The organism is Lacticaseibacillus suibinensis (assembly GCF_003946175.1).
Taxonomy (GTDB): domain Bacteria; phylum Bacillota; class Bacilli; order Lactobacillales; family Lactobacillaceae; genus Lacticaseibacillus; species Lacticaseibacillus suibinensis.
The window spans coordinates 18927-39332 of the sequence record NZ_RHOK01000010.1 but is presented as its reverse complement, the minus strand read 5'-3'; the positions used below and the strand labels follow the sequence as shown (position 1 = coordinate 39332).

The window sequence follows — 20406 nt, the reverse complement described above, 5'->3', positions numbered from 1 at the left end:
CGCAGGCCATTCCCCCTAGAGCCTTGCATGGTTCCAGTATATAGAGCTATTCTAACGCTTTGCACTTAATTGAACACCTTTTCTCGGTAAAATTCGCAAAACCCAATCGGCCACTACCAAAAAGGCCAGCCGACGCGGTTTTACTGCGCAGGCTGGCCAACAGAATATGAGAAAATGCTAATTTTCGTGGATGAGATCGCGCAGTTCGCCAATCAAAGCATTGGGATGGCGCGTGGCGCGGGCCACGGTTTTGATATTGAGTAAATCCATCGCGGTCAGGTTGTGGGAAATCGAGTTCTTCCCGTAAGAGCCGGTGCCAAGCGTCAAGGAAGGGGTGAGGCGATTGAAGAGGCCGCCAATACCACCCAGACTAGCTGGACTATTCACCAGAATGCGGCAGGCCGGCATGGCTGCCCCAAACGCATCTATCACAGCCTGGTCAGTGGTGTGAATCGCCGCAGTATGGCCTAAGCCGCCATAGTGAAGCAGTGACTGGCATAAGTCGAAGGCCGAGGCATGGTCGTTGGCGAGATACAGCGACAGCACGGGACACAGTTTTTCACCAGATAATAGGAAGTTTTTGCCGATACCGTCGAGTTTGGCAATCAGCAACTTGGTTCCTTTAGGCACGGTTAGGCCGGCTAAATGAGCGATTTTTTCCGCGCTTTGTCCGGCCACTGGACCGCGCACAGTGCGACGCTGCGGATCAATCACCGCCGCGGTCAGTTTCGCGACCTCTTGGTCAGGAACAAAGTAGGCGCCGCCGGCTTGGAAGGCCGCCTTGACGGCCGGGTAAATGCTCCGGTCGACCACAATGCTGTTTTCTGACGCGCAAATCATCGAGTTATCGAAGGATTTGCTGAGCAGAATATCCTGCACGGCAGCGGTGATGTCGGCGGTTTTTTCAATGTAGGCGGGCGCGTTGCCTGGCCCCACGCCCAGCGCCGGTTTACCGGTAGAGTAGGCCGCTTTGACCATGCCAGGGCCACCGGTGGCCAACACCAAAGCTACCCGGTCGTGATTCATTAGGGCACTGGAGGCTTCGATGCTGGGGTGAGCAATGCATTGAATAAGGCCGGCTGGCGCCCCAGCAGCGGTGGCGGCATCAGCCATGATTTTGACCGCGGCGCTACCGCATTGCTGTGCTTGGGGATGCAAGCCAAAAATAATCGCGTTCCGGGTCTTCAGGGCCAAAATGGCCTTAAAAATGACGGTCGAGGTCGGATTAGTCACAGGCGTAATGCCAGCCAGAATGCCAAGGGGTTCGGCATATTGCGTGAGCCCGTTGGCCGGGTCGTCACTGATTTTGCCCACGGTTTTGGTGGTCTTAATCGCATTCCAAATATATTGACTGGCGTAAATATTTTTAATGGCCTTGTCTTCGGCGTTGCCGCGGCCGGTTTCCTTCCAGGCTAAAAACGCCAGGTCTTTGGCGTGCGCCCGGGCCGCAGCGACCACGGCATGCGTCACGTGATCCACCTGGACCTGGGTGAAGCTTTGATAAAGATTGAAGGCGTGCTCGGCTTGGTTGACGAGGGCATCGACTTCCGCCGCGGGGTCTGCCGCGGCAACGGATTGTTTAAGGACTGTGACTTGAGCCATCATTGCCATCTCCATTCATAGATTACAGGGCTAGCGTAACGAACTCCCGCCTGGTTGTAAATACCATGAAAACGTGCTGTAACAGGCTTAGACTGGTGTGCAAAGCAGGCAAATGAACAACGAGCAAACAGTGTGTCGGTAGGCCTTTGTACATTATTTCACGAAAATTTCTTGAAAATGGTGGCGGATACATCCTGGCGAGATTGGTACAGAAAAATATTTTCCCGGCACAGCCTTGCCATTGCTCACTTCAGCCCAGTCCCAACGCCAGCCGCCCACGTGGTATAATAAGTCGATAACATTTGGGAGGATCGGATATGCAGGATTTACTGAGTAATTTCTTCCATTGGTCAACGTTGACGAATCTGATCGATATCCTCGTGGTTTGGTATGTGATTTATCGCCTGATCATGCTGGTGCGGGGCACCAAGGCGGTGCAGCTGCTTAAAGGCATCTTTGTGATTGTGGTCATCAAAGTGGTGTCTTTGTATTTACAGCTCCATACCGTGGGCTACTTAGTCGATTTGGTCATCACTTGGTCAGTGCCGGCGTTAGTCATCATCTTTCAGCCGGAAATTCGGCGCGGCCTCGAACACTTGGGCCGCGGCTCGGTGCTCCCATGGGCGCGCAATGATGCGCACCAGGCCGAGGAACGCCTAGTCAAAGAGCTGGATAAAGCCATTCAATACATGAGCAAGCGCCGCATTGGGGCGTTGATTACCATTCAGCAAAATACCGGTTTGGAAGATTATATTGAAACTGGGATTCCGATTGACGCTGATGTGTCGGGGGAATTGTTGATCAATATTTTCATTCCCAACACGCCGCTGCATGATGGGGCGGTCATTATCCGCGATAACCGGATTGCCGTGGCCGCCGCCTATTTGCCGCTGTCTGAAAGTAGCCTGATCCCCAAGGAGCTGGGCACCCGGCACCGCGCGGCGGTGGGGATCAGTGAAGTCACTGATGCCTTAACGCTGGTCATTTCGGAAGAAACTGGCGGTGTGACGATCACGTTGAATAATCATCTGATTCGCGACTTGACGCGGGAGGATTATCTCAAGTTATTCCGGGCGCAACTGATTCCCAAAGAGGAAACCAAGCGTAATCCGGTGGCGAACTTCTTCTTTGATCTGACGCACAAAGGAGGAGACAAGCGATGAAATTCAAATTGAATCAAATTTGGGATAGCAAATGGTTTTATTGCCTCCTGGCCTTGATTTTGGCGGTGGCGTTGTTCGCTTATGTGAACATGGAAGACCTGAACCGCAGTCGTAATAGTGGCAACAACGACACGGCCATCACTGCTACCACCAGTCGTTCCCTGAAGGTGCCGCTGGAGCTCAAAGCCGACACGGACAAGTACTTCATCACTGGCTATCCGCAGCATGTCACAGTGGAAGTCGAAGGCAGTAGTAGTCTAGTGACGGTCACAGCGAACACGTTGAACTTCCGCGTGGTGGCTGATCTGAGTGGTCTGGGAGTCGGGACGCACACGGTCACCTTGAAACAGCAAGGACTCAATAAAGATTTGACCTATGCGATCAAACCGAAAACCATCAAGGTCACCATTCAGGATCGCAAATCCAAGCGGATGCCGATTCAAGTGAAGTACAATCATGACTCGCTGGCGCCTGGCTACAGCGCCGGCGATCCGACACTGAGCAGCGAAACCGTCGATGTCACTGGCGGTAAAGGCGAAATCAATCGGGTTTATCAAGTGGTGGCCAATGTGGTGATGAGCCGCAATACCAAAACAACCATCGATCAGGAAGTCTTGCTGCAAGCCTTGGCGGAAGACGGGAGCACGTTGAACGTGGTGCTGTCACCAGCCACGGTGCATGTACGGTTACCAATCACGCTACCAAGTAAAAAATTACCCGTGACGGTCAAGCAAAGCGGCACTGGCATTCGCGGCCAGAGCTACAGCTTTAAGACCAGTGCGGACACGGTGACGGTGTATGGCAGTTCGGCAGTGCTTAAGAAGCTGGACAGTGTCACGATTCCCGTGGACATTTCCAAACTAACCCAAACCACCACGCAAACCGTGCGCCTAACGGATGTGGTGGATGGGATCGTCTCCAGTGATCCGAAGACGGTTAAGGTGACCATCACCATGACCACGGACGCGGCTGCGCAAGCGGGTGAAACCAGCAGTAGTGCGGAAGCAAGCAGTAGTAGCAGTTCGAGCAACGATTAAGCCAATTTGTAATCTAAAAACAGAAACGAGGAAATTTTCATGACGAAGTATTTTGGTACCGATGGGGTGCGGGGCATTGCTAATCAGGAATTAACGCCGGAGCTGGCGTTTCGGCTAGGTCGCTGCGGTGGGTATGTGCTGACGCAGCATGCCAAAGACGCTGCCAAAAAGCCGTTGGTGCTGGTGGCACGCGATACCCGGGCCTCTGGTGAAATGCTGGCGGAATCGCTGATTTCAGGCCTCTTATCCGTCGGGATTGAGGTCTTGTCCTTAGGCGTGATCACCACGCCAGCCGTGGCATACCTGATCAAGGTGCAAAGTGCCGATGCCGGGATCCAGATTTCCGCGAGTCACAACCCCGCGGCTGACAATGGTATCAAGTTCTTCGGCCCTGATGGCTACAAGCTGTCCGATGCCACCGAAGAAGAAATTGAAGCGTTGCTGGATGCCCCAGAAGACACGCTCCCACGGCCCGCGGCAGAAGGTTTGGGCCGAGTGAATGACTATCCGGAAGGGGCGTTAAAGTACACCCAATTTTTGGAACAGACCTTATCCGACGACTTGACTGGCCTCCATGTGTGCCTCGATGCGGCTAACGGCGCCACCAGCAATTTGGTGGCCCGCTTGTTTGCAGACTTGGATACGGAGTTCGATACCATGGCCACCCATCCTGATGGCCTGAACATCAACAAAAACGTGGGTTCCACGCATCCAGAGGCTTTAGCCAAGTTTGTGGTGGAAAAAGGCGCCCAGGCTGGGTTAGCTTTTGATGGCGATGGCGATCGCTGCATTGCCGTGGATGAAAAGGGTCAAATCGTTGATGGCGATAAGATCATGTTCATTTTAGGCAATTACATGAAAGAACATGGCCGCCTGAAGCAGGATACCGTGGTGACCACCGTGATGAGCAATCTAGGCATGTACAAGGCGCTGGAAGCTAACGGCATGAAGTCGGTGCAAACCGCAGTGGGCGACCGGCATGTGTCCGAAGAAATGCGCGCCCATGGCTACAACATCGGCGGCGAGCAATCCGGTCATGTCATTTTGTTTGACTATCACAACACCGGCGATGGGATGCTGACTGGGATCCAGCTGCTGAATGTCATGAAGCAAACCGGCAAGCCACTTTCCGAATTGGCCGCGCCGGTGCAGACCTATCCGCAAAAATTGGTGAACGTCAAAGTGGCCGACAAGAACAACTGGCAAAGTTACCCGGCCATTCAAGCCGCCATTGATACCGTGGAAAAAGAAATGGCCGGCGACGGCCGCGTCTTGGTTCGCCCCAGCGGCACCGAACCGCTCCTGCGGGTGATGGCGGAAGCCAAAACGGAAGCTTTGGTCAACCAGTACGTGGATCAAATCGTTGCCGTTGTTGAAGAACAAATGGGGGCTAACGCCTAATCGTTGCATGAACGTCATGGCTTCGGCGATGACGTTTTTTTATCCCCAAAATGAAACCGGTTTCGTCAAAATTGACATATACCAATATTATTAAGAATATCTATACCACTATCTATTTTTCGTTGACAAGGGCTATTCACGGCGCTATATTTGAAATCGTTACCGGCATACCAATATCTATTCATGATGTATACCAATAAAATATAGAGGACGTGGCAATATGTGTGGAATCGTTGGCGTTATTGGGCGCGAAGATGCAAGTACAGTGTTACTGCATGGCTTGAGTAAGTTGGAATATCGCGGTTATGACTCTGCTGGCTTGTATGTGAATGGCGCTGGGCAAGATTACTTGGTTAAACGCGTCGGCCGCATTCAGGCCCTCAAGGACGCAGTTGGGCCTGAGATGCAAGGGACAATGGGCATCGGGCATACCCGCTGGGCGACCAATGGCGAGCCCACGGTGGCCAATGCCCACCCGCACCAGTCAGCAGATGGCCGGTTCTACCTGGTACACAACGGCGTGATTACCAACGCCGCCAAGCTGAAGCAAACCTACCTGCAAAACGTGACGCTAGCGAGTCAAACCGATACCGAAGTGGTGGTGCAACTGATTGCCTTGTTTGCCCAGGAGGGGCTTTCGGCCAAGGCCGCGTTGCGTAAAACCTTGAGCTTGCTGGAGGGCTCTTACGCCTTTGCGTTAGCTGACCGTACGGCGCCAGATATTTTGTACGCGGCGAAGAAACAAAGCCCGCTGCTGGTAGGCTTGGGCAATGGCTTCAATGTGATTGCTTCCGATGCGATGGCCATGATCGATCAAACCCATCAGTTTCTTGAATTGAATGATGGGGAACTGGTGATCTTAACCGCGCAGGCGGTCACCATTGAAGATGCCGCCGGGACACCATTGAAGCGTGATCCTATCACCATTGAACTGGATGCCCAAGATACGGAAAAAGGGGCTTTCCCTTATTACATGCTCAAGGAAGTCAGTGAACAGCCTGCCGTGATGCGGCGTCTGCTCAGTCGCTACACCAACGGCGCGGCGCTGCAGTTTGATGCCACGTTGTTGGCGGCACTAAAGGAAGCCGACCAACTCTACATTGTCGCCGCTGGGACCAGCTATCATGCCGGCTTGGTGGGCCAAGCACTGTTCGAACAACTCGCCGGCGTCCGCACCACGGCATTTCTCGCGTCCGAATTCGCCTATCACCAGCCGTTGCTCAGTCAAAAACCGTTTTTCATTTTCCTCACGCAAAGCGGCGAAACCGCCGATTTACGGCAAGTACTGGTGCAAATCAACGCCAAGGGTTTGCCGAGTTTGACCATGACCAATGTGCTGACGGCGACGTTGGCGCGGGAGGCCACCTTTGCCCTAGATTTGGCCGCCGGGCCGGAAATCGCCGTGGCCTCGACCAAAGCCTACACAGCGCAGGTCGCCTTGGAGGCCTTGTTGGCCAAGGCCTTAGGGGCAGCCAAAGGCCAACCGGCGGCCAAGGCCTTTGACGTTGAACATGAGCTGAGTTTAGCCGCAACTGGCCAGCAAGCCCTGATTGATCAGCAAAATGTGATTCATGAGCTGGCCAAGGAAATGTTTGCCACCACGCGCAATGCCTTTTTCATTGGTCGTGGCACGGATTATTACGTTAGCTTGGAATCAGCCTTGAAGCTCAAAGAAATTTCCTACGTGCAAGCAGAAGGGTTTGCCGCCGGAGAGCTCAAACACGGCACGATTGCCTTGATTGAACCGGGCACGCCGGTGGTGGCCATCATTACCGATCCCACCACTGCAGCTCGGACCCGCAGCAATGCCGAGGAAGTGGAAGCCCGCGGCGGCAAGGTGCTCCGGATTGTCGCTGAGTCATTGGCTGAACCTGGCGATGACTTGATCGTCCCGGCGCTGAACCCGCTGTTGTCGCCGCTTTTGACGATTGTCCCGGCGCAGCTACTGGCGTATTACACCAGCTTGGACCGCGGCTACGATGTGGATCGGCCCCGCAACTTGGCTAAATCTGTGACTGTGGAATAATGTGGTCAACCCAAAAGCGAGTTTAAGCCAAACCAATTAAATACGCCTGTCAAACCTCAGCTGGGGTTTGGCAGGCGTGTTTTTTGGTGATTCAGGTGAAGCCTTAAGCTAAAAATGGCTGGCTCAGATCGATAAAGGTTTGCGCATCTTTGGCGGCCAGGTCAATGCCTTGCTGCCAAAAGTCCGGCTTGGTCAAATCGACGCCGAGATGCTTTTGCGCCAGGGCTTCGGTGGTCATATTGGCCGTGTCCTTGAGCAGGGCAATGTAATGATCTTCGAAGTTTCCGCCTTGGGTTTGGGCCTTGGCATAAATGCCGCTGGAGAACAGGTAGCCAAAGGTGTACGGGAAGTTGTAGAACGGCACATCATCAATGAAGAAGTGCAATTTGTCCGCCCAGTACATTGGCTCATAGCTGCTCAGGGCGCCGGCATAGGCTTTAGCCTGTGCTTCTTGCATCAAGGTTTGCAGCTGCTTCACCGTCACAGTGCCTTCGGTGCGAGCATCGTAGAAGCTGCGTTCGAACAAGTAGCGCGCGTGAATGTTCAGCAGCATGGCCAGCGGGTTGCTCATTTTGGCATCGAGTAAATTCAGGCGTTCTTCCACGCTGGTCGCTTGCTTGACCGTGGCATCGGCGATGATCAGCTCGGCGAAAGTCGAAGCGGTTTCGGCGACGTTCATGGCATATTCGCGCCGCATCCGCGGGTAGTCCTTGAGAATGCTGGCATGGAAGGCATGACCGAGTTCATGGGCGATGGTGGACACGCCGGCGGCTGACCCATCAAAGGTCATGAAAATGCGACTTTCCTTGACGTCTGGCACTTCGGTCATGTAGCCACCGGCAATTTTACCAGGGCGATCTTCGGCCTCGATCCAGCCGTTTGCAAAGGCATGCTGCGCAAAATCCGCCATTTTCGGCGAGAACTTGCGGAAGTTCGTGATGATAAAGGCCGCCGCTTCATCGAAGGTGTAGGTTTTCGGCTGGTAACCACCCAGCGCCACTGGGGCCCATTGATCATGCCACGGCATTTGCGGCTTGCCGATCAGGCGCGCCTTTTGGTCCAGATACTTAGTGAAGGGGGCCTTGTTCGCACTGACCGTGGCCCACATTTGATCCACCGTGGCTTGCTGCATGCGGTTAAGCTGCAACGGCACATGCATATAGTTGTCAAAATGATGAGCTTGGTAATTGGCCAACCGGAAGCCGGTCAAATGGTTGAGGGTGTCGGCGAACGGCTGGGCATGCTGGGCCCAAGTGCTCTCCCAAGCGTCGAAGACGGCTTCGCGGTGGGCCGGCTCAGGATCGCCTTCGAAGCGGTTTTGCGCCTGCCCAGCCGATAAGCTGAGCGCTTCACCATCCAGCGTCACGTCAAAGTGCAGATCAGCGGATAAGGTATCGTAATGGTCGCTCCAGCCGTGGAAGCCATCAATGGCCAACTGGTTGATAAGCGATTCCGTCGCATCGTCTAACAGTTCCTGGCCTTGCTCACGCTGTTCCGTGAGCCCAAAGGCGCTGGGGGCGATGGTAGGTACCGCAATCAAAGCCTTGAAATCAGCTTCGCTCATCGCCACGAGCTTCTTGGTGAGGGCATTATTGGCCGCGGTGAGTGCAGTGGCCAGTTGGGCGACTTGGTTGCTGACCACGCCGGCCTGAGCGTTTTTCGTGTCGGCTGAGTGAATCATGTTGGCAAACGTGCCCACTGTGCCGAGGCCATTTTCCACGTCTTCTAGCAAGGCAAAGAGGGTCTGGAAAGCAGTGAAGTCTGCATCTTCAGTCGGCTGCCACGCGGCGATCTGGGTGTGTAAGTCGGGCAACTTGGTCGCCACATCGGCCAGCCGGGCTTTGAGCTGCGGGGAATCGATGCCACCGGGGAAAATGTTGTCGAGCTGCCAGTTCAGGGGATAGGTCATGGGAAAACCTCCTTATAATTTTCCTCATTATACCGCTGGCTTATGGCGTGTGCTATGCTAGCGAAAGGAAATGAGGGGATCACGTGCGCCGCAGAGGTTGGTTGATTGTTGCCGGAATCTTAATTCTACTATTCATCAGTTCGAGCATGACTTACCGTCAGCAGTCCCTGGTGCCGTGGCTGACCCAGTTGGTTGGGCGGCGCGGGCCTAAGTGGCTGGCTGGGGTCGATTTTTGGTGGGCTGATCAGCATATCAGCACGCAGGTGAAAGGGCCAGCGGTGGTGATCGAATTCTTCTTGCGGAAGTTGGCGCATTTTGGCACCTACCTGGCACTCGCAGCGGGGCTTACCGTGGCCCTGCGCAAAGCAGTGACGCCGACGTGGCTGCGCGCGGGACTGCTATTTTTTGCCTGCACCGGCCTGGCGGCTTTCGATGAATTTCATCAAGGCTTTACGCCTGGCCGCTCGCCGTTGTTCCAAGATGTGATGTTGGACGCGGCCGGGGCGGCGGTGGGTATTATGGTGACCCTGGCCATTCAGGCAGTGCGGGCAAGGAGGCGGCGAGGATGAAGGCCAGAAATGACGCGCCGCTGCGCTCGCGGCAATTAATCGGGTATTTTGTGTTTTCGATTTTACTGAATGGCTTTGGCAACGGGTTAACCGTCGCGATGAATCTAGGCTCGGCACTTTGGACGGCTTCGGCGGTGAACCTGGCCCATGCCCTGCACTTAACGCTGCTGACGGTGCTGCTGGCCGAAGGGGTGGCGGTGGTGCTATTTAACGCCTTGGTGCTGCGGCGGCTGGAATGGCGGCGGATTGCGGGCAACTTTATTTTTATGATTCCGTTTTCGTTTTTGGTGTCGTGGTTTGCCCGCTTGATTGGCATGACCCCGTTAGTCGCGTTGCCGCTACTTTGGCGGGTCGTTTTGGATTTGTTCGGGATTGTGTGCACCGGGGTAGCCGTCTCGATTTATCAGCGGCTGAATGTGATGTTGCACCCCAACGATGATTTAATGCAGATTCTGCGGTTTCACTTTTTGCGTGGTAATGCCGCGCTGGCGCAGCCGCTGTCTTATGTGCCGCCAATTACCTTGATCATTATCTGTGTCTTGGCGACGCGGCAGGCGTATGCCTTGAACATTGGCACCTTATTCTCGCTGGTGGCGCAAGGGGCGATTGTGGGGCTGGCAGACCGCTGGGTGTTTCCGCAGCTCAAGCATCGGCATTTGGTCGTGTAAGCGCTGGCGGTTAGTGATTGAACCGGCAAGCGTTTTTTGCTATACTCTATAGCGTTTATGTGCATATTACATTCATTCGAAAAGAGGGTTTACGATGTCAGGACATTCCAAATGGCACAACATCCAGGGCCGTAAAAACGCTCAGGACGCCAAGCGCGGCAAAATTTTCCAGAAAATCTCCCGTGAGCTTTTCATGGCAGCAAAGCAAGGTGGTTCTGACCCCAACAACAACCCTTCGCTTCGGTTAGTCATGGATAAAGCACGCGCTGCCAACATGCCTAAGGACAACGTGAAACGCGCCTTAGATAAAGCGGATGGCGGCGATGCGACGCGTTATGATGAAGTGACCTATGAAGGTTATGGGCCAGCCGGCATCGCGATTTTGGTCGAAGCCTTGACCGATAACAAAAACCGGACATCCTCCGATGTGCGGGTGGCTATCACGCGCCATGGTGGCACCATGGCGACGGCTGGGGCCGTTTCTTACATGTTCGACCGGCGCGGTTATTTCGTGATCGACCGTGAAGGGCTCGATGTGGATGAGGACCAAATGCTTGAAGCGGTGCTCGAAGCAGGGGCTGAAGATTTGCAAACGTCTGACGACGAATTCGAGATCTACACCGATCCTAAGGACTTTACTGAAGTCCGGGATTCCTTGGAAGAACAAGGTTTCCACTTCACCACCTCTGAATTGACCATGGTGCCCCAAAACACCGTGCCGATTCCAGAAGAAAAGCTTGAAACCTTCCAAAACTTGATTGATGCGCTTGAAGATAACGATGACGTGCAAAACGTCTACACTTCCGCGCAATGGCCTGACGACGCTGAATAAGCGGCGACCGGTTGCCCTGAGCTGAACTTAAGCTCAGGGCTTTTTTGATGCGCCGCTTTGCGAAATATCTATGCGAGGTGGTCAAAATGGATGCGGCCCTGCTTGAAATCTTTCGTCAGGCTAAAGCCCAGCAGGCGAGCGATGTGTATTTGCTGCCCAAACCCGCTGGCCTGGCGGTTATGCTCCGCGCGCCCAGCGGTCCGACGTTGCTGAAGGTGGTGGCCGCAGCGCAGGGCCGCAATTGGATCAACGCTTTGAAATATGACGCGGGGATGAACGTATCGGAAACGCGGCGCGTCCAGCTGGGGGCAGTAACGGTGGCGAGCTTACAATTAACGCTGCGATTGAGCACGGTGGCCGATTTTCAGGCGCAAGAAACCTTGGTGGCGCGGCTGATTTACGGGGTGCCGCCGCTGGATGGCTGGAGTCGGCCGGTGGTGACACAACTCTTGGCCGCGCTGCAGCATTCTGGCATGCTGGTGCTGTGCGGCCCCACTGGCAGCGGCAAAACGACCTTGCTGTATCAGATTGCCACTGAGCTGGCGGCAACACAGATGGTGATGACCATCGAAGATCCCGTGGAAATTTGGCAACCGACTTTCTTGCAGCTCCAAGTCAATCCCGAGGCGGCCATGAGCTATGCGGCTTTGCTCAAAGCAGCGCTGCGCCACCGGCCTGATGTGTTGGTGATTGGCGAAATTCGCGATTTGGAGACGGCCACGACTGCTTGTGAGGCGGCCATTAGCGGCCACACGGTGTTGACAACCGTGCATGCCGATCGCGCCGACTTGGTCTGGCTACGGCTACAGTCGCTTGGGGTGGCGCCCCAGTTAGTCGAGGCCGCAGTGCAAGCCGCTGCGGCGGTGAAGTTGGCCTTCAAGCCAGTGGTGCATCCCGAGGTCACGCTGGCGTTTGGACGGGAGGAAGGACATGACGCGTAAAAAGATTCCTCTGACCGTGCAGGTGGCAGTCTGCAGCCAGTTGCGCCAGCTCCTGATGGCCGGCTTTTCGCTGCGGGTGGCACTGACCATCATTGGCTTAAATTTTGCCGGGTATCAACCGCACTGGCAGCAACTCACCGCCAAGTTGGCGGCGGGAGCGCCGTTGGCCGAAGGGGTGGCAATGATTGGGTTTCATCCGGTGATTGTGCAACAACTGACGCTGGCCGCTGGGCACGGCGATTTGGCCGGTGCACTGGGCGCCGCCAGCCAATTCATGGAGGTGCAAACCCAAAGTCGCCGTAAACTGCAACTACTGCTCTTGTATCCGGCAGTGTTGATTGGGCTGCTGGTGGTGCTGCAAGTAGGCTTGATGATTGGTGTGCTGCCGTTGTTAAGCTCACGCCCGTCGCCACTGTTGGCCGAAGAAGCCCTGGGTCTCACCGGGGTGGCAGTGTTTGGCAGCCTCATGGGCTGGCAGTTTCACCGCGCCGCGGCCCCCAAAAAAGCGCAGTGGCTCCTGGGCCTGCCTGGCGTTCAGGGGGCGGCCAAGCAGTATTATCAATATCTTTTTACCAGCGGCTTAGCGCAATTTTTGGCGGCAGGCTTGACCTTGCCGGATTATCTTCGCCAGCTGAGTCAATTAGCGACCAGTCCGTTGCATGCGACTGCTGAGGCGGTGCAAACGGCTTTGGCCCAAGGCGCCAAGGCGAGCACGGCCCTCCAGCAACCGCTGATTGATCCGGCCGTGGCGGAATTGATGAGCCTGGGTCAGTCCGAAAAAGTGGTAGCGGAAGGAATGCGGGTGTTTGCGGCCCAGCGCCTGCAGGCTTTTGAGGCGACCTTGTCGCGGTGGCTGGCAGTGGTGCAGCCGGTGATGTTTTTGTTGATTGGCGGTCAAATCGTCCTGATGTATCGTGAACTGCTGTTACCGCTGTATGGCGGTTTAGGAGGTTACTGACATGAAAAAACGCCGCCGGGCTTTTACCTTGATTGAAGTGCTTGCTGCTTTGGGGCTGATTATTGTGCTGACCTTGACCTTGGTGGTGACCATCAAAACCCAAGTCGATCAGGCTAACGCCCGGCAGTTGCAAAGCATGGTGGCCACCGTCAATGCCCAAATCGAGATTGCCTACAGCCAGACGGGCCGCAATGAGGCCGATTTTGCCACTACCGCTAGTTTGGTGAAGGCAGGTATCATCACCCAAAAACAAGTCGAGCAACTCAGCGCGGCCAGTTATCAGCCGCATGCCTTTACCGCGCCATGACCCGGCGAGCGTTCACCTTGATGGAAGTGTTGGCCGCGTTAACGGTCACTATCTTGCTGGCCGCCGGCAGTCTGGTGGTAGGTCGGCAGTTGCTGGCGCATCAGCAAGAGGAAGTGTTTCTGCGTGCCGTGGCGGTCAATTGGACGACCTTGCGCCGGCGGGTGGATGAAACCGGCCAAACCGGCAAGTTGACCGTGACGGCAGGGGCTTTGAGTTTTACCCTCGCTGATGGCCGCTTTGCTTACCTGCGGGTGCCAGCCAGCATGGCGTTGACCGCTGGTGTCGGCGTGATCACCTATAGCGGTGCCGGCGCCTTTTCTAGCGTGACGGCGATTAAATTGACCCGCGGTAATGGCCGAATGGTGACGCTGAGTTTTCAGATGCAGTGGGGCCTGTTCCGCCAGAAAGAAGAGGCGGCCAAATGAGACGGCGCGCGAGTTTGCTGGCGGAACATCTGGCCGCCATTGCCGTGGTCGCCATGGTGGTGTTGTGGGTGGTGCTGGTCCAAACGGCTTACCAAACCCAGGTCGCCCAAGTGCAACGCGCGCTGGAAGCACGCTACGCGGCTAAAGTGGCGCTTCTCCTGCTTGCTCCAGGTGAAACTGGCAGTCAAAACATCAACGTTGGGCAACATACTTGGCAGGTGACCGTCACTAACGGCAGCGTGGAGGCGCTTGAGGGAGGTCAGCGGTTTGCGTTCACATTCGGCAACGACGATGACTGAAGTCGTGATGGCTTTGGGCTTGATGGTGAGTCTGGCGTTGTGGTGGCGCCCGCTCTTTCAAGTGACAGCGGCCGCGCCACCAGCGGCGGACTTGGATTATTATCAAGCCGCCGCTGCCATTGAGCGGTATGTGAGCGAAAGTGAAATCCTGACAGTGGCGGCGAGTCAACTCAAGGTCAAACATATTGGGCCGCGAACGCAAGTGGAGCAAATTCGGATTTTAGAGCGGCTGGCCTCTTCAGTGGATGGCCGCGATTACTTACAGTTTTCTGCGGCGGGCACCAACGGCAGTGAGAAAGGGTACAGCCCTTTGCTATACGGCGCCTTGAAAATCCGGTTCACATTACTGCAGCCAGGCGTGGTGCGGTATCAACTGACCATGCTAAGTGGCAGCCAGTACACGGGGGTGGTGGTCGATGCGACGGCGAGGTAGTGCTTTGATCTCTGCGTTAGCGCTGCTGGCGCTAGCGACATTGGTAGGGGCAGGGAGTTTGTATCAGATTTCAGTGTGGCATGCCGATTATGTGGCCCAATTGGCTAAAGAGGATCAAGCAACGCGTGAAGCCTTTAATCACTGGAAAAGGCTTCCATTGCCGTAAACGCGGCGCTTCGCGGCGATTGCTTGCTCATTTATTTGCTTGAATAACCCCTTAAGCACCGGTAGAATGGTTCTGTACGATTAAGGGGGTCCACAGGCGTGGCAAATGAGCACATGGAATCGTTATATTCGGCCTTAGACCAGGCCGCGACTTTGCTCCACAAGCAAGTCAAAACTAGTTTTGTTGAGGCGGCCACAGAAGCCGGCGAAGACTTACAAACTGGTATGATTAATCATCAAGATGGCGTGCCCGATGCCGACGCCACGGCTAAGTTGGAGGCGTTATTCGCGCCACTGGATTTGAGCACGTTTTCGGCTGAAGAATGCCGCCAAGCGCTGCAGCTACTACTGGTGAAGGCCATTGCGATTGATGGGGTGGAGCCGAATAAACAGGTGACACCTGATGCCATGGCCGAGCTGGCCACCTTCATCGCCACGGTGTTCATCAAGCCGCAAACGGAAACCGTCAAAGTCGCCGATTTGGCAGTGGGCTCAGGCAACTTGCTGTTTGCCGCCATGAATCAACTGGCCGCGGCACTGAAGCTCAAGGTGCAAGGCATCGGCGTGGATAACGACGATACTTTGCTGGCCTTCGCCGGGATGAGTAGTGCGCTCCAGCAACTGGATGTGGCGCTTTATCATCAAGATGCGTTGGGGCCGCTGGTGGTTCAGGATGCGGATCTAGTGGTGTCGGATTTGCCAGTGGGGTACTATCCCTTGGATGACCGGGCCAAACAGTTTGAAACGGCTGCGCCTAAAGGCCATTCATATGCGCATCATTTGCTGATTGAACAAAGCTTGCGCGCCTTGAAGCCTGGTGGGTTAGGCCTGTTCTTTGTGCCAAGCAGTGTCTTTCAATCTGATGAGGCCAAGAGCTTGACCGCCTGGTTAACGCGTTCGGTTCATTTTCAAGGGCTTTTGAACCTACCGCAAAACTTATTTGCCGATAGCAAAGCCCAAAAGTCCCTGTTGATTTTGCAAAACCCTGGTTCCAAGACGCATCAGGTCAAACAAGTGTTGCTGGGCGCGTTCCCAGCCTTGACTGACCAAGCGGCTTTTCGCCAGTTCATCGCTTCGGTTCATGATTGGGCCAAGCAAAATTTAGCGTAGGAGATGTCAAAATGCCCAAAATTCTAGCAATCAACGCCGGTAGTTCAACGCTTAAGTGGAAATTATTCCAGATGCCTGAAGAGCATGTGATCGCCAGCGGCATGGTCGATCGGATGGGATTGTCCAATTCCGAATTCAAGGTCAAGTATGGCGACGGTCAAAAATACGTCGTGAACCAGGATATTCCAACGGCAGAAATGGCCGTTGATATGCTGCTGAAAGCCTTGATCGAATTAAAAATCATTACCGACTACAAGGAAATCCAAGGGGTCGGTCACCGCATCGTCGCAGGTGGCGAGCGCTTCAAGAAATCCGAACGACTCGACGAAAAGTCGCTCAAGGAAGTCGAAGCCTTGGCCGAATATGCCCCGTTGCATAACCCAGCCGAAGCGGAAGGCATCAAAGCGTTCATGAAGCTGCTGCCTGGCGTGCCAGAAATCGGGGTCTTTGATACCTCGTTCCACAGCACGATGCCGAAGATGAACTACTTGTACTCCATCAAGCCCGAATACTATGAAAAGTATGGCGCTCGGAAGTACGGTGCCCATGGTACCAGCCATCGTTATGTCTCCCACCGCGCAGCTGAAATGCTGGGCAAGGATCTCAAGGATTTGAAGATGGTCACCATGCATCTGGGTTCTGGGGTTTCCATCACCGCCGAAAAAGACGGCGTGTCCTTCGATACCTCAATGGGCTTCACCCCACTGGCTGGGGTAACGATGAGCACGCGCAGTGGGGATATCGACGCTTCCTTGGTCGCTTTCCTGATGCAAAAGCTGCACATCACCGATCCTGAAGACATGGTGAATATCCTGAATAAGGAATCGGGGATTTATGCCTTGTCAGGCTTGTCGCCTGACATGCGAGAACTGGAACAAACGCGCCATGAACGGCCGGAATCTCAGCTCGCCATTGATATTTTCGTCAACCGCATTGTGAAGTACGTGGCTGGCTACATCGCCGAAATGGGCGGCATCGACGCCTTGGTCTTCACGGCTGGCATGGGCGAAGGGGACATTGTGATGCGTAAGCGAATCATTGATGCCTTGAGTGTCTTTGGCGCCAAGATTGATGACGAGCGTAACAATGTCATGGCCAAAGAACGGCTGATTTCCAGTGATGACTCGAAGGTGAAGGTCCTGTTGGTGCCAACCAACGAGGAACTGATGATCGCCCGCGACGTCATGCGCTTAGGCAAGTAAATCAAAAAGGGCTGCGGCCCTTTTTTATGTGAAGGAGGCTGGCCATGGACTTTTTGAGCTGGATTTATCTTGCAGTATTTGTATTGGCGCTAGGCGTTTTGATTTTCGTGCGCCTGCAATTGGTGTTCACGGCCCGCCCAAATCGGTTTTTGGTGGGCTTCTATGCCGTGGCGGCAGTGATGATTGGCGGTTTCACCGTGGCCTCAAGCCGCTCGGTGGCGGATTACATCAGCGGCTTTTTCATCGCTGGCATGCTGGCCTTGTTTGCCTTATGGCGCCGCGGTGTCACTGCGGATTCGCTGATTACCGGCGTCGGGCGCGTGACCGGCTTGTACACGCTGGCCGCGGTGCAACTGACCACGGTTGCTGGCGGTTGTGTGCTCGAAGCCACCGTGGGCACCGTCACAGTGGCTAGGTTGCAGCTGCGGCAGTCCGCCGAAACAGTAGCGGCGTTTTTAGGCGAGAAAATGGAGCCGAAGCGCGTGGTCATTGTGCAGTGAATAATTTTCATCTATCTGTTCAATAAGTGAGTAAAAGCGCGGCCTAGCGGGAGCTGGCCGCGTTTTTGCGTGGCAAACGCCGGTGCGGCGGCCTTTTGGTTCCCCAGCAAGAAGGCTACAATAGATAACATGTCTGGAGGGATTTTGATGGAAACACAGCACCAACAAGCCGACTTGGCGCGCAGCCTCAAAAGTCGCCATGTGCAGTTGATCGCCATTGGCGGCACGATTGGCACGGGCTTATTTCTCGGCGCCGGCCAATCGATTCATCTGGCCGGGCCGTCGATTATTTTGGCGTATCTGCTGGCCGGAGGCATGTGCTTTTTGCTGATGCGGGCCATGGGCGAGTTGTTGATGTCGGATCTCTCACAGCATTCCTTTGTTGATTTTATCCATCGTTATCTCGGCGAGCGCGCCGGCTTTGTGGTGGGCTGGACGTATTGGTTGTGCTGGCTGGCCATTGCCATGGCCGAAGTGACGGCCATTGGCATGTATATTCGCTACTGGCTGCCTGGGCTGCCGCAATGGCTGCCCGGGCTGATTGCGCTGGTGCTTTTGCTGCTACTAAATTTGATTTCAGTGGGGTTGTTCGGGGAAACCGAGTTTTGGTTTGCCCTGATCAAAGTCGGCGCCATTATTGGCTTGATTGTGATTGGCGGCTGGATGATTGCCGTGCATTACCCGACCAGCAGTGGCCATGCCAGTGTCATGAATCTAGTGAACGATGGTGGCTTTTTCCCGCGCGGTCTGGGCGGTTTTTTGGCCTCATTTCAAATGGTGACCTTTAGCTTTGCTGGCATCGAAATGGTGGGGATGACTGCCGGCGAAACGGCCAATCCGAAAAAAGTGATTCCGGAGGCCATTAACGAGCTACCGCTACGCATTATTTTATTTTACGTCGGCGCCTTGGCGGTGATCATGTGCATCTATCCTTGGTCAGCCGTGAGTCCGGCCACCAGTCCGTTTGTCCAGGTGTTCAATAACGTCGGCATCAAAGCCGCGGCTGACATCATTAACTTTGTGGTGCTGACGGCAGCGGCTTCGGCTTGCAACTCCAGCATTTTCACCACCGGCCGGATGCTGTTTTCCTTGACCTTTAAAAGCAAAAATCCACTGCTCAAGCGCTTTGGGCGACTGTCCCGGCGTCAGGTGCCGGCGAACGCCATTGTGGCGTCCAGCCTGTTGATTGCGCTGGCGGTGGTACTGAATTTATTCTTACCAGGCGCGGTGTTCCAGCTGATCTCTAGTGTTGCTACCACCAGCTTCCTGTTTGTGTGGGGCGCGATTGTGTTAGCCCACTTGCGGTACCGCCGGCAGAACCAGCACCCTAGCGGCTATGTGGCGCCATGGTATCCGGTGGCAGATTACTTTGTGCTGCTGTTTTTGGCCGGTACCGGGGTGATTATGCTGCTGAACAAAGCGACTGTGCTGCCTGCGACGTTGGCACTGTTATGGATGCTGATTTTGAGTGGCGGCCGCTGGTGGCATGACCGGCAGGGGGCGGGCCAATGAGGCGCGAGGCGCCAGAATTGGCACGGCATCTGACCAGTCGGCATTTGCAGCTGCTCGCGATTGGCGGCACGATTGGCACGGGGCTCTTTTTAGGCGCCGGTCAGTCGATTCATGTTGCCGGGCCGAGTTTGATTTTTGCGTATCTCCTGGCTGGGCTGATGTGCTTTTTCCTGCTCCGGGCGTTAGGGGAACTGCTGCTGGCTGATGGCGGGGACCGGTCGTTTTTGGACTTGCTCCAGCATCATCTGGGCCCCAAAGCCGCGTTTGTGGCGGGCTGGACATACTGGTTCTGCTGGGTGGCCGTGGCCATGGCGCAAGTAACCGCGATTGGCGTTTACATTCGGTTCTGGTGGCCCGGGTTGCCGCAGTGGTTGCCGGGCTTGGTGGCGTTGGTGGTGCTGCTACTGGTCAATCTCGCTTCAGTGGGCACGTTTGGCGAGCTGGAATTCTGGTTTGCCATGATTAAAGTCGTGGCGATTGTAGCGCTGATCGGTGTCGGGGTCGTGCTGATCGCAGGTCATGTCCAGACGGCTGGTGGCACCGCCAGTTTGACCAATTTGACGGCGCATGGTGGGCTGTTTCCCCGCGGCGTGCGCGGCTTTTTGCTTAGTTTTCAGATGGTGACCTTTAGCTTCACCAGTATCGAGCAAGTGGGCCTGACCGCCGCCGAAACCCATAATCCGCGCCAGACCCTGCCGAAGGTGATTAACTGGCTGCCCATCAACGTGCTGACGCTTTACGTCGGCGCTTTGGTGGTGTTAATGAGTCTTTTCCCTTGGTCCGCGGTTGATCAAACCGGCAGCCCGTTTGTGCAGGTCTTTCACAGTCTGGGTATTCCCGGTGCGGCGGGGTTGATCAATTTTGTTGTCTTGACGGCAGCGGCGTCCGCCTGCATGGCGTGCCTGTACAGCGCCGGTCGCTTACTCTTTGAGCTGAGCATCAAACAACCGCGGCTGCGAGGCTTGACCAAATTGTCACGGCGCCAGGTGCCGGTGCGGGCGTTGATGGTTTCCAGCCTGGTGATTGCGCTAGCAGTAGGGCTGAATGCGGTGCTACCGGCTTCGGTGTTTACGCTGGTTTCCAGTGCCGCCACAGTCTCCTTCCTGTTCGTTTGGCTGATGATTATCATTGCCCATTTGCGCTATCGCCGGCACGCGGCGGCGCAGACTTTCGCGGCGCCATTGTTTCCGGCGGGGGACTGGTATGTGATTGGCTTTTTGGCTTTTGTGTTTGTTTTGATGTTTCTCAATCGCGATACCGCCACGGCCACCCTGGCGGCAGGGGGTGGACTGTTGGCTTTGACCGGCCTGGCCTGGGTGCAAGCACGAAAATAGCTGACTGATTCCG

21 protein-coding genes are annotated in these 20406 nt (G+C 55.2%); 19 read left to right on the top strand and 2 right to left on the bottom strand.

The annotated features are described in order from the left end of the window. Positions 1-177 precede the first annotated feature (177 nt). Positions 178-1602, bottom strand: a complete 1425-nt coding sequence (locus EKM90_RS06475; RefSeq protein ID WP_125580868.1) for an aldehyde dehydrogenase family protein — start codon at positions 1600-1602, stop codon at positions 178-180. 317 nt (positions 1603-1919) lie between these two features. Between EKM90_RS06475 and cdaA the strand changes: the two genes are divergently transcribed. The 4 genes from cdaA (at position 1920) to glmS (ending at position 7229) form a co-directional block, all read left to right on the top strand. Continuing rightward, complete coding sequence (gene cdaA / locus EKM90_RS06470; RefSeq protein ID WP_125580866.1) at positions 1920-2765, top strand: diadenylate cyclase CdaA; 846 nt, start codon at positions 1920-1922, stop codon at positions 2763-2765. After that, complete coding sequence (locus tag EKM90_RS06465) at positions 2762-3802, top strand: CdaR family protein (protein ID WP_225422754.1); 1041 nt, start codon at positions 2762-2764, stop codon at positions 3800-3802. Before cdaA ends, EKM90_RS06465 begins: the two co-directional genes overlap by 4 nt. Before the next feature lie 39 nt (positions 3803-3841). After that, positions 3842-5203 carry a phosphoglucosamine mutase gene (gene glmM / locus EKM90_RS06460; RefSeq protein ID WP_125580864.1) on the top strand — a complete coding sequence of 454 codons (1362 nt, stop codon included), beginning with the start codon at positions 3842-3844 and terminating at the stop codon, positions 5201-5203. 220 nt (positions 5204-5423) lie between these two features. Next, positions 5424-7229 (top strand): glutamine--fructose-6-phosphate transaminase (isomerizing), encoded by a 1806-nt coding sequence (gene glmS, locus EKM90_RS06455; RefSeq protein ID WP_125580862.1) that lies wholly within the window; start codon positions 5424-5426, stop codon positions 7227-7229. 103 nt (positions 7230-7332) lie between these two features. Here glmS and EKM90_RS06450 read toward each other — a convergent pair whose 3' ends face one another. Next, entirely contained in the window at positions 7333-9138 is a 1806-nt protein-coding gene (locus EKM90_RS06450; protein ID WP_125580861.1) for a M3 family oligoendopeptidase, read from the bottom strand. A gap of 83 nt (positions 9139-9221) precedes the next feature. Between EKM90_RS06450 and EKM90_RS06445 the strand changes: the two genes are divergently transcribed. From EKM90_RS06445 to EKM90_RS06375, 15 genes are all read left to right on the top strand, one after another. Then, a complete protein-coding gene (locus EKM90_RS06445) occupies positions 9222-9707 on the top strand; it encodes a VanZ family protein (RefSeq protein WP_125580859.1) in 486 nt (161 codons plus the stop codon). After that, a complete protein-coding gene (locus tag EKM90_RS06440) occupies positions 9704-10375 on the top strand; it encodes a hypothetical protein (protein WP_125580857.1) in 672 nt (223 codons plus the stop codon). The genes EKM90_RS06445 and EKM90_RS06440 overlap by 4 nt, the downstream gene beginning before the upstream one ends. 94 nt (positions 10376-10469) lie before the next feature. Further along, positions 10470-11207: a YebC/PmpR family DNA-binding transcriptional regulator gene (locus EKM90_RS06435; protein WP_125580854.1), complete on the top strand. Its 738-nt coding sequence runs from the start codon at positions 10470-10472 to the stop codon at positions 11205-11207. 86 nt (positions 11208-11293) lie between these two features. Then, positions 11294-12148: an ATPase, T2SS/T4P/T4SS family gene (locus tag EKM90_RS06430; protein ID WP_125580852.1), complete on the top strand. Its 855-nt coding sequence runs from the start codon at positions 11294-11296 to the stop codon at positions 12146-12148. Continuing rightward, a complete protein-coding gene (locus EKM90_RS06425) occupies positions 12138-13106 on the top strand; it encodes a type II secretion system F family protein (protein ID WP_125580850.1) in 969 nt (322 codons plus the stop codon). The genes EKM90_RS06430 and EKM90_RS06425 overlap by 11 nt, the downstream gene beginning before the upstream one ends. 1 nt (position 13107) lies before the next feature. Beyond that, positions 13108-13413 carry a type II secretion system protein gene (locus tag EKM90_RS06420; RefSeq protein WP_125580848.1) on the top strand — a complete coding sequence of 102 codons (306 nt, stop codon included), beginning with the start codon at positions 13108-13110 and terminating at the stop codon, positions 13411-13413. After that, entirely contained in the window at positions 13410-13838 is a 429-nt protein-coding gene (locus EKM90_RS06415; RefSeq protein WP_164507887.1) for a hypothetical protein, read from the top strand. Before EKM90_RS06420 ends, EKM90_RS06415 begins: the two co-directional genes overlap by 4 nt. Beyond that, positions 13835-14137 carry a hypothetical protein gene (locus tag EKM90_RS06410; protein ID WP_125580844.1) on the top strand — a complete coding sequence of 101 codons (303 nt, stop codon included), beginning with the start codon at positions 13835-13837 and terminating at the stop codon, positions 14135-14137. Before EKM90_RS06415 ends, EKM90_RS06410 begins: the two co-directional genes overlap by 4 nt. Further along, complete coding sequence (locus tag EKM90_RS06405; RefSeq protein WP_125580842.1) at positions 14106-14570, top strand: hypothetical protein; 465 nt, start codon at positions 14106-14108, stop codon at positions 14568-14570. The genes EKM90_RS06410 and EKM90_RS06405 overlap by 32 nt, the downstream gene beginning before the upstream one ends. Next, positions 14554-14736, top strand: coding sequence for a hypothetical protein (locus EKM90_RS06400; protein ID WP_125580840.1), 183 nt, complete (start codon positions 14554-14556; stop codon positions 14734-14736). The genes EKM90_RS06405 and EKM90_RS06400 overlap by 17 nt, the downstream gene beginning before the upstream one ends. 98 nt (positions 14737-14834) lie before the next feature. After that, positions 14835-15845 (top strand): class I SAM-dependent methyltransferase, encoded by a 1011-nt coding sequence (locus EKM90_RS06395; protein WP_125580838.1) that lies wholly within the window; start codon positions 14835-14837, stop codon positions 15843-15845. An 11-nt stretch (positions 15846-15856) separates the two neighbouring features. Beyond that, a complete protein-coding gene (locus EKM90_RS06390) occupies positions 15857-17047 on the top strand; it encodes an acetate/propionate family kinase (RefSeq protein WP_125580836.1) in 1191 nt (396 codons plus the stop codon). A 44-nt stretch (positions 17048-17091) separates the two neighbouring features. Continuing rightward, entirely contained in the window at positions 17092-17547 is a 456-nt protein-coding gene (locus tag EKM90_RS06385; protein WP_125580834.1) for a hypothetical protein, read from the top strand. Positions 17548-17691: 144 nt separating this feature from the next. Next, positions 17692-19059, top strand: a complete 1368-nt coding sequence (locus EKM90_RS06380; protein WP_373301017.1) for an amino acid permease — start codon at positions 17692-17694, stop codon at positions 19057-19059. Then, positions 19056-20393, top strand: a complete 1338-nt coding sequence (locus EKM90_RS06375; protein ID WP_125580830.1) for an amino acid permease — start codon at positions 19056-19058, stop codon at positions 20391-20393. Before EKM90_RS06380 ends, EKM90_RS06375 begins: the two co-directional genes overlap by 4 nt. Positions 20394-20406: the final 13 nt, after the last annotated feature.